The sequence below is a fragment of the Hathewaya proteolytica DSM 3090 genome (assembly GCF_900142225.1).
In the GTDB taxonomy this organism is placed as follows: Bacteria; Bacillota; Clostridia; order Clostridiales; family Clostridiaceae; genus Hathewaya; species Hathewaya proteolytica.
Genome location: NZ_FRAD01000039.1, coordinates 1 through 9,247, shown reverse-complemented (window position 1 = coordinate 9,247; position 9,247 = coordinate 1). Strand labels below are relative to the sequence as shown.

Sequence of the window (9,247 nt, the reverse complement as noted above, 5' to 3'; positions counted from 1 at the left end):
ATCGCTCGACTTGCATGTGTTAAGCACGCCGCCAGCGTTCGTCCTGAGCCAGGATCAAACTCTCAATTTAAGATGATGCTAGAAACTTGTTTCGTGCAGCATCTTACTCTTCAGCTGCGCTGAGGAGTTTCCTTGCTACCCTAACTTGTATCTGCTCTTTTATTGAGATATTATCTCTTGCTCGAAGCATTACTTGCTAAGCATTTTACTTACTTGTTATTCAAAAGAATACGAGTTTGTTTATTTCTTTTATTCTGTTTAATTTTCAAAGACCATTTTCTTCGTCGCCTCAAGCGACTTCTATATAATATCAAATGTTTTTTGCTTTGTCAACAGATTTTTATAAGTTTTTATTTTCATATTCAAAACTTTTTAACTACTGGCATCGCCAAAAGACAAGATATATAATATCATAATATTTATATGATTTATAGGCATAATACTTAATGTAGCAAAAATATATGGTTATTTCTTTTAATCTCTTAATTTTTCTTTATTTATATACCACAGATACACAAGGCAAAGTTTATATCATATTTTAACAATTAACATTATGGTATTAATTTAATATATACTTTTTTAATAATTTTATGGTATAATACATCAATTAAAAAATACGCAGGAGGTAAGAATGTTTAAAGATCTAATATATTTTATACCAAAAGAATTACACAACGAAAAAGATTTAATTTCCATCTTGGATAGTCACCAAGAAATTAAATTTGTTTCATTTGTAGGCATTGACTTATCCGGAAATGACACTGACGAGCGAATACCTATAAAATTGTTTAAAAAAAATATACGGGAATATCTGTATGCTTCTGCTATACAGACGGACGGTTCATCTGTTGTACTTCCAAACATAGCTACTCTTAATAATGGAAAACTTGATATGAAGGCTGACCTTCACTGCAACTGGTTTGTGGATTACAACTATGAAAACATAGATGAAAGCTTAAATGCACCTGTGGGAACCTTGAAAGTACCGTGCTACCTTCTTCACGATGGCAAAGCTGTAGATTCTAGAGCAATACTGAGAAATGCTATTACATATTTTAGAGATTACATACATAGAGAACTTACAAATTATACTTCCCTTTGTGATGAATACGGTTTTAGCCCCCAGGATATTGACTCCATAGATTTTACTGCCGCTACAGAACTTGAATTTTGGGTAAACACGCCTAATCACAAAGCCGATATCGATGAACTTACAGCATCTCAAAACTTAAAAGAGCAATATTGGAAAAAAACTCATGGAGCTGTAAGAACTGCTCTAGAGCAAACATTATGCCTTATGAGCGATTATGGTTTTGAACCAGAAATGGGGCACAAAGAAGTAGGTGGAGTTACTGCTCAAGTAGAAAAAAACGGAGCATACTCTCACATAATGGAGCAACTTGAAATAGACTGGAGGTTCTCTGACGCCATCCAAGCCTGTGACAATGAGATCTTTATAAGAAATCTCATTGAAGAAACATTTAGAAGAAATGGGCTCAATGTTACTTTTCTTGCAAAACCAATTCACGGTGTTGCTGGAAGCGGAAAACATCTTCATCTTGGAGTAGTTGCAAAGATGAAAAACGGAAGGCTAGTAAATCTCTTTACTTCTGTAAAAGATGATTTCTTAAGCCTTATTGGTTACGGAGCATTAATGGGTATTCTAAACCACTATGAAGCTATAAATCCCTTTGTATCATCAACAACGGATGCATTAAACAGATTAAAGCCAGGTTTTGAAGCACCTGTAAGTATTGTTACTTCACTTGGCCACGATGTAAAAACTCCATCAAGAAACAGAACAATACTAATTGCTTTAATACGAGATATGAAAAACCCTATGGCAACAAGATTCGAGCTTAGGTCACCAAATCCATTGACAAATGTGTACCTATCTATTGCAAGTTGTTTTATGGCCATGTTAGATGGTATAAATTATGCTGTTATAAGCAAAAAAGATTCCTCGGCTCTTTTAAAAGAGTTATCTAAAAAACCAATGGATAAGGGTACCTACCTTAAAACCCAACGACAATATAGAAGTGAGCTCAATATATTTGAAGACTACACTAGCGAGGAAAGGGAAATGTTTTTTGGTTATGAACCAAGAACAGTTTACGAAAACTTTAAAGCCTTAGATGATGAAACCTCAACAGAATTCCTTAAAAAAGGTGATATTTTCTTGGATCCTATCATAAAAAGTTATAAAACCGCTTGCATAGAAAAGTGGATTAAAGAAATCCAAGCAAGAGTGCTTCATGAATACTCCAAAGAAATAATTCAATGCAAAAAGCTGCACATCACAAGCTCATCCTCAATGTATGACGACAGCTTGTATGCGGAAATTCAAAAATTGAGGATGCATTTAAAAAAGAATACTAGTACAGCACAGAGTTTGTTTACACAAATGGGCAATGCAATTTCTGAAAGTAATTTTAACTTAGTATCAAAATTGCAAATAGAAATAGACAGTTGTATGTCAGAACTTAGATCTTTGTACAGCACATACGCTCACAACCAACTGTGTGATGAAATATTCTAATTAAAAAGCAAAAATTATAGTTCTAAGTTCACGGAAATCAATTCATCCAAAGCTTAGAACTTTCTTTTCCTATTTGATATTTATATATTCAATCAATTTTCCCCTTGCAATTTTATCACAGCTATCTCTGGTCTATTAAACAACCTAACTGTTATGGGGTAATTTCCCAAACCGCTGGATATAAATATTTTTTTATCCCTATATTGATACAAACCTTTCACGAAATTCTTATCCTTATTTTTGCTTATTTCAGGCAGAAGGCTATTTCCATCATATATAGCACCCACAAATGGAACTCTAACTTGTCCGCCGTGAGTATCTCCACATAATGATAGATCCATACCGAACTTGGTAAAAGCATCAGCATTGCATATATGTGCCATTAATATATTGTATGAGGATTTATCTATGCTGAATTCGTTGCTTAAATCATAAGTTGAAGAGTAATATACATTGTTCACTCCATATAAATTTATTTTAGTTTTTCCTATAATAATAGGTTCACTCTTATAATCCAAGACATGGACACCCTTGTGCTTTAAGGTTTCCTTGTAAGTATTGCAGTTATCGTGCTCACCGTTTACAAAGTAAACCTTGAATTCCTTTGATAACTCCTCCATTAATCTAATAGCAGTCTCTCGTCCCTTTTTAGTAAGATTTTCATCCTGGTAATGTGTGTACATATCTCCCGTAACTGCTATTATGTCAGGATTTTCTCTTCTTATCTTGGAAATAAGAATATCATTATCCAAACCAAAATTGGAACCATGGAGATCCGTTATTTGTACAATTGTTATTTTATCATTAATTTTCTTATCAAAAATACTAATATAGGTTTTTTTTATGGTAAACGTGTTTACCGCCCATGTGATAACTAATGTAGTAAATAAAACTACACACCTTAAAAATTTATTTTTATTCTTTTTCATATAGTATATGGCGCTTAATTTTGGGCAAATTAATAATACACAGCGCCTCATCGTCTCCCATCTGCAATATTTGATTTCCATAATATACATATATTATAACATATGTATGTCTGAAAATATTATTTCTTTGTGAGTTTATTATTTATTTGTGAATTTATTCCGTTTGCGATTATTTTCTTATTGAATTTTATATTTCTCAGTGCTATAATTCAATCTTGCACAATACAAAATGCATTTTTTGTATATATAAAATTATCCATAGGATAAACAAACATCATAAGGAAGTGTTTAAAATGTTATCTACACATTTTTTATTGGATTTAGCCATTATTCTTCTGAGCACCAAAATTCTAGGCATAGGCAGCAGGAAAATAAAAATGCCTCAGGTTGTTGGAGCTCTTATCGCTGGATTGATTTTGGGACCTTCTATACTCAACATCGTTCATGAATCAGATTTTATTGTTAAAATGTCTGAACTTGGGGTAATTCTACTTATGTTTACAGCCGGACTCAATACCGACATTAAGGAACTAAAGAAGTGTGGAAAGGCATCTTTAGTTATCGCCCTTATTGGAGTTATCGTTCCATTGATTGGCGGTTTTCTTGTAGCCTCCCTATTCAACCCCACTGGGGCTTTTGATATTTACTCCAAAACATTTCTAAAAAACATGTTCATTGGTGTAATTTTAACAGCCACCTCAGTTAGTATTACCGTAGAAACGCTGATGGAGCTAGGTAAGTTAAAAACGAAATCAGGTACATCCATTATGGGTGCCGCTATCATAGATGACATCCTTGGAATAATCCTTCTCACCATTATCACAAGCATGGCAGAAGGTTCCGTAAATATTCTGAATTTATTGCTCACCCTTACAATATTTTTTGCACTTTGCTTTGCAGGTGGGTATTTGTTTAGAAAACTATTTAATGCTTATTGCAAGAGACATGGAAGAAAGCAAAGAGTTTCCATATACGCTTTTGCGTTCTGCTTAATCATGGCATTCATTGCTGAAAACTTCTTTGGGGTAGCAGATATCACTGGTGCATATATAGCTGGCGTTATTATTTCTAATACCGTTCAATATGAATACATTAGAGAGAAAGTAGACATCCTTTCGGCCTTACTATTCTCACCAATATTCTTTGCTAGCATAGGAATAAAAACTTCAGTTTCCGGCATGAATTCTACAATTGTTTGGTTCACTGTTTTACTTCTACTTGTGGCCATTTTGACTAAAATAGTTGGTTGCGGAATAGGTGCAAAGTTGTGCCACTATACAGGACCAGAATCTTTACGAATCGGCGTAGGAATGATTTCCAGAGGTGAGGTAGCACTTATTGTGGCAAATAAAGGAGTTCCTTTAGGGCTTATGGATCCGAATTATTTTGGAGCTGTTATTATCGTAGTTATAGTTACTACGCTTATAACACCAATATTATTGAAACTTAGTTATAGCCGTGCTTTTAAGGATGTAAGGGAAAACGAAGAAAAAGCAAAGGCCATGGAAAAAGAAAAAGTAGCTAATGTATAAACAGAATTCTGACCTTCACGTGGGGTTAAAACTCCACGTGAAACTAAGAATTCTGTTTATAATTTTATTTTTTTGAACTTATGTGCCATAATAGAATTATAATGTAATAGGAGATGATAAATTGAAAAAAGAGATAGAAAAGCTAACTGAAATATTGAGAGAAAGTAATAACATAGTATTTTTTGGTGGTGCCGGGGTTTCTACCGAATCTGGCATACCTGATTTTAGAAGCTCTAACGGACTGTATAATGAAAAACTAAACCTTAATTTTACCCCAGAACAACTTGTATCTCATACTTTTTTTATGGATTATGAAGAAGAATTCTTTCAGTTTTATAAGACTAAGCTTGTATACCCAGAAGCCAAACCTAACGATGCACACAAAGCTCTAGCTATATTAGAGAAGATGGGCAAACTCAAAGCAGTCATTACACAAAACATAGATGGTCTCCATCAAGACGCAGGTTCACAAAAAGTCTACGAACTTCATGGCTCTGTTAAAAGAAATTATTGCATGAAATGTGGTGCTTTCTATGATATGAAGTTTATTTTATCATCTCATGGAGTACCTTTATGCACAAAATGTGGTGGAAAAGTAAAACCAGATGTTGTTTTGTATGAGGAAGGGCTAAACATGAATATCCTAACCAGTGCGATTAAAGCTATCTCTGAAGCAGATACATTGATTATTGGTGGAACATCCCTTGTGGTATATCCAGCAGCAAGTCTTGTGGACTACTTTAGAGGTAAAAATCTAGTCCTCATAAACAAAAGCATTACCTCTGCGAATAGAAGAGCCACTCTTGCAATACACGACTCCATAGGAAATATATTGAAAGCAGCTGTAGAAAATTTATTATAGATAATAAATACAAAAAGACGGTGTAATTTCAATTAAAGAAACTAAACCGTCTGTGTGGAAATGCCTTTTAACATTTACTTAAAATTATATTCAAGACTTTTGTGGCAAAAGCTCAGCTTCCTTTGACCTCTTGTCCTTCTCAAGCTCCTTGATTCTAATGCTAAATTTTAAGGTATAAATATATTGAACCGTGCAAACTAGTATAATAATGTTAATAAAGTTCACGCGTAAAATGGTAAATTGTTTAACTTTAATTTTTCCTTCATCCTCAAATTTGGACCTATACTGCATTTCAGTGTATTTAGGGATCCTTTCTTCAATTTTATCTATTTCTTTAAAGCCGTATAATGAATACAGTGGAAGGGTACAGCTTATCAAAAAACCACATATCAAAATGGCTGTGCTATAGGTTTTTATTTTGGCGAACATTTTATTTTTAAACAAATATATAATTGATCCAAAGACAACAACTAAAATTGCTGTGACAATTATTATAATTAAAGCTTTCATATTTTCCTCCTCATCATCATGAGCGTATTTATATTACTGTACTTTTTTCAGAAGCTCGTCAATATAGGTCAAATTTGATCCCAATTCCTTTAGTTTCCACTTTGACTTTGATTTTAATATGCTCTGTTCCTGACGTTTTAATTTAATAACATATAAGATCTGCTGGCCACTTAAAAATAGAACTACTATTGCAGTTAAACCCTCGACACATATAAAAGTACTTTGCAATTTCTTATTCTCATACTCCTTCATAGCTGAATCACTTAAAACTTTTACCCAAGATTTTTGCTCGTTGGCGATATCCGTTATATTTTGTCCATAGGTAAATATCTGAACGCTGAACAGCATTATTAATACCACCATACCAATAATAATTACAACACTTTTATTTTTTCCTATATCTGTTGCACCACTTTTTAAAGTCATAATCAATAGACTAACACCCAAAATACCACCTAGCATTGAAATTATAACCCACAGATTTCCCACAAAATCACCCCTTATTCTTAATTGTATTTAATTTTTTTATATTTATAATTATAATACCATCTAGAAAACAAAAAGAATTACAAAAATATTACATGTAATTTAAAAAGCGTTTTAAACCATGTAAACATACAAGTCTAAAACGCTTTTCAATATTTTATCTTAAGATAAGAATTTTGTTCATTTGTTTAATTCTTTAAAGTCCCACTTTGCATGCAAAGCGTTTTCTGCCCTTAGCTCTGCTTCTTTTTTTATAACGGCTCTATTCTGCGCTACTTCTATTATACACAATGAGGACAATGTTATTGCGATTCCTGCTATAGCCACCTTTATGCCTTTTTTGGCCTCTTGAAGCTCAGCATTTTTTTCCTGCCTTGATTTTTCATCTTTATAAAAATCTTGGTCCAATTCATAGGTGAGAATTTCAATGGCAGATGCGCATTGATTTAGGGACGTCGCTGCTGTCATCATAATTGCGGATACAATGCAACACATAACCAAGAGCCACATTTTCCCATTGTCAATTTTTCGTTTTTTAAGATTGTTCACAATAAAAGCAATCCCTATGACAAAACAGATTAAAGTTATAATGAATGAAATATTCCCCAACATATTATCACCTCATTTTCGTGGTTTATAAGATGAAATTAAATATCCACCTAAAGCTAAACTTTTTATAAATTAAATACTCTCGTAGCAACAAAGAAGTATATGACTATAGAACATGTATCTACAAGGGTTGTTATTAGCGGAGCTGCCATGATAGCCGGGTCAAGCTTAAGTTTCTTTGCCACCAAGGGAAGCACCCCTCCAATAAATTTTGATATTATAACTGTAGCAGTTAGTGAAATTCCTACCACACATGCCAATTTTATGTCTTTGTACATAATTAAAATTCTTATTCCATTAGCCACAGCAAGTGCCATACCTACTAGAATAGAAATTCTAAATTCTTTATATACAACCTTAAATATATCTTTAAATTCAATTTCTTCTAAAGCAATTCCTCTTATAACAAGTGTGGAGCTTTGAGATCCGCAGTTACCACCTGTATCCATAAGCATTGGTATAAAGGATACTAGTAGAGGTACAACTTGAAATGCTCCTTCATACTTGGTTATAATCATTCCCGTAAATGTAGCTGATAACATTAAAATCAGCAACCACAATATTCTATGCTTTGCATGTTGAAAAACAGACGTATTAAAGTAATTATCTTCGCTTGGCGTCATAGCTGCCATAACAGTCATATCTTCCGTAGCTTCTTCAACGATAACATCAACGGCATCATCTACAGTTACAATTCCCACCATAAAACCATCAAGGTCTAGTACAGGCATAGCTAACAATGAGTACTTTGCAAATAGTTTACCAACTTCCTCTTGGTCAGAATGAGTATTTACATATTTAAAGTTAGTTTTCATAATATCCTTTATGAGAACATCATCATCCGACACTAACAAATCCTTAGCTTCGACAATACCAATAAGTCTTCTTTTTTCCAGTACATAGCATGTATAAATGGTTTCTTTATCTATGCCAACCTGCTTTATGTGAACCATAGATTCCTTTACCGTCATGTTTTGCCTTATATCCACATACTCAGTAGTCATAATGCTACCTGCACTGTCCTCTGGATAATTTAGTAGTTTATTAATAGACTCTCTCTTGGTTTTGTCTATATTATCAAGAATTCTATTTACAACATTTGCAGGTAAGTCTTCTAAAAAGTCCACGGCATCGTCTATAAACATATCCGCAATTATACTTGTTACCTCATCCTGAGTCAACATTTTTACTAGTTCTGACTGTCTAAAGTTATCCATGTAGGTAAACACCTGTGCAGCAGTTTCTTTCTTGATTAGTCTAAATACCTGAACACTTTCCTTATCATCTAATTCTCCCAATAACGAGGCAATGTCCACTACATTCATCTGTTCTAAAACTTCCTTTGCGCCTTTGAACTCTCTTCCACCTAGAAGCTCTATTATTTCGTATTTGTTCATAGTATCTCCTCCATTCAAATATTAAGTTGTAATTTTCTCCCGAAGGATAACTGGCTCCAGCGTCCATTTCCTCACCACCTTTTAAATTAGTTTTACATATTATTATACCACACATAGTGTGAAAAGTATACAATACAATTTTTTGTAATAATTACATTATCTTATACAAAAAAAGCATCCACAATATAATGTGAATGCTTTTGGTGATCTACCGGGGAATCGAACCCCGGACACCATGATTAAAAGTCATGTGCTCTACCGACTGAGCTAGTAAATCATATAACCTGGCAACGTCTTACTCTCCCGCAGGGCCTCCCCTGAAGTACCATCAGCGCTATAAAGCTTAACCGTCCTGTTCGGAATGGGAAGGGGTGTTACCTTTA

Annotated in this window: 8 protein-coding genes, 1 tRNA gene and 2 rRNA genes; 3 read left to right on the top strand and 8 right to left on the bottom strand. The window is 33.7% G+C overall.

The genetic code is table 11. The features are described from left to right. Positions 1–70, bottom strand: a 16S ribosomal RNA gene (locus BUA73_RS13555); the annotation flags it as partial. Between the two features lie 561 nt (positions 71–631). On the opposite strand from BUA73_RS13555, the gene BUA73_RS13550 reads away from it, so the two are divergent. Continuing rightward, on the top strand, positions 632–2,539 hold the full coding sequence (locus BUA73_RS13550) for a type I glutamate--ammonia ligase (protein ID WP_072904630.1): 1,908 nt from the start codon (positions 632–634) through the stop codon (positions 2,537–2,539). 92 nt (positions 2,540–2,631) lie between these two features. On the opposite strand, the gene BUA73_RS13545 is transcribed toward BUA73_RS13550, so the two are convergent. Beyond that, on the bottom strand, positions 2,632–3,468 hold the full coding sequence (locus BUA73_RS13545; RefSeq protein ID WP_072904631.1) for a metallophosphoesterase: 837 nt from the start codon (positions 3,466–3,468) through the stop codon (positions 2,632–2,634). Between the two features lie 293 nt (positions 3,469–3,761). Here BUA73_RS13545 and BUA73_RS13540 point away from each other — a divergent pair, with 293 nt between their 5' ends. Together BUA73_RS13540 and BUA73_RS13535 are read left to right on the top strand one after the other, a co-directional pair. Then, the gene (locus BUA73_RS13540; RefSeq protein WP_072904629.1) at positions 3,762–5,000 is read left to right on the top strand and encodes a cation:proton antiporter; all 1,239 of its coding nucleotides are present in this window, start codon (positions 3,762–3,764) and stop codon (positions 4,998–5,000) included. 121 nt (positions 5,001–5,121) lie between these two features. Beyond that, complete coding sequence (locus tag BUA73_RS13535) at positions 5,122–5,862, top strand: NAD-dependent protein deacylase (RefSeq protein ID WP_072904628.1); 741 nt, start codon at positions 5,122–5,124, stop codon at positions 5,860–5,862. A 90-nt stretch (positions 5,863–5,952) separates the two neighbouring features. Here the strand turns inward: BUA73_RS13535 and BUA73_RS13530 are convergent, their stop codons facing one another. The 6 genes from BUA73_RS13530 to rrf all read right to left on the bottom strand — a co-directional run. Continuing rightward, positions 5,953–6,372, bottom strand: coding sequence for a hypothetical protein (locus BUA73_RS13530; protein WP_072904627.1), 420 nt, complete (start codon positions 6,370–6,372; stop codon positions 5,953–5,955). A 33-nt stretch (positions 6,373–6,405) separates the two neighbouring features. Then, entirely contained in the window at positions 6,406–6,861 is a 456-nt protein-coding gene (locus BUA73_RS13525) for a hypothetical protein (RefSeq protein ID WP_072904626.1), read from the bottom strand. Positions 6,862–7,038: 177 nt separating this feature from the next. Further along, positions 7,039–7,470, bottom strand: coding sequence for a hypothetical protein (locus BUA73_RS13520; protein WP_072904625.1), 432 nt, complete (start codon positions 7,468–7,470; stop codon positions 7,039–7,041). 62 nt (positions 7,471–7,532) lie between these two features. Next, positions 7,533–8,864: a magnesium transporter gene (mgtE, locus tag BUA73_RS13515; RefSeq protein ID WP_072904624.1), complete on the bottom strand. Its 1,332-nt coding sequence runs from the start codon at positions 8,862–8,864 to the stop codon at positions 7,533–7,535. Positions 8,865–9,065: 201 nt separating this feature from the next. Further along, a tRNA-Lys gene (locus BUA73_RS13510) sits at positions 9,066–9,141 on the bottom strand. 5 nt (positions 9,142–9,146) lie between these two features. After that, a 5S ribosomal RNA gene (gene rrf, locus BUA73_RS13505) occupies positions 9,147–9,247 on the bottom strand; the annotation flags it as partial.

Excerpts from the sequence above, each read along its gene's own strand:
- BUA73_RS13550 (WP_072904630.1), top strand. The coding sequence starts at position 632 with ATGTTTAAAGATCTAATATATTTTATACCAAAAGAATTACACAACGAA.
- BUA73_RS13545 (WP_072904631.1), bottom strand. The coding sequence starts at position 3,468 with ATGAAAAAGAATAAAAATAAATTTTTAAGGTGTGTAGTTTTATTTACT.
- BUA73_RS13540 (WP_072904629.1), top strand. The coding sequence starts at position 3,762 with ATGTTATCTACACATTTTTTATTGGATTTAGCCATTATTCTTCTGAGC.
- BUA73_RS13530 (WP_072904627.1), bottom strand. The coding sequence starts at position 6,372 with ATGAAAGCTTTAATTATAATAATTGTCACAGCAATTTTAGTTGTTGTC.
- BUA73_RS13520 (WP_072904625.1), bottom strand. The coding sequence starts at position 7,470 with ATGTTGGGGAATATTTCATTCATTATAACTTTAATCTGTTTTGTCATA.
- mgtE (WP_072904624.1), bottom strand. The coding sequence starts at position 8,864 with ATGAACAAATACGAAATAATAGAGCTTCTAGGTGGAAGAGAGTTCAAA.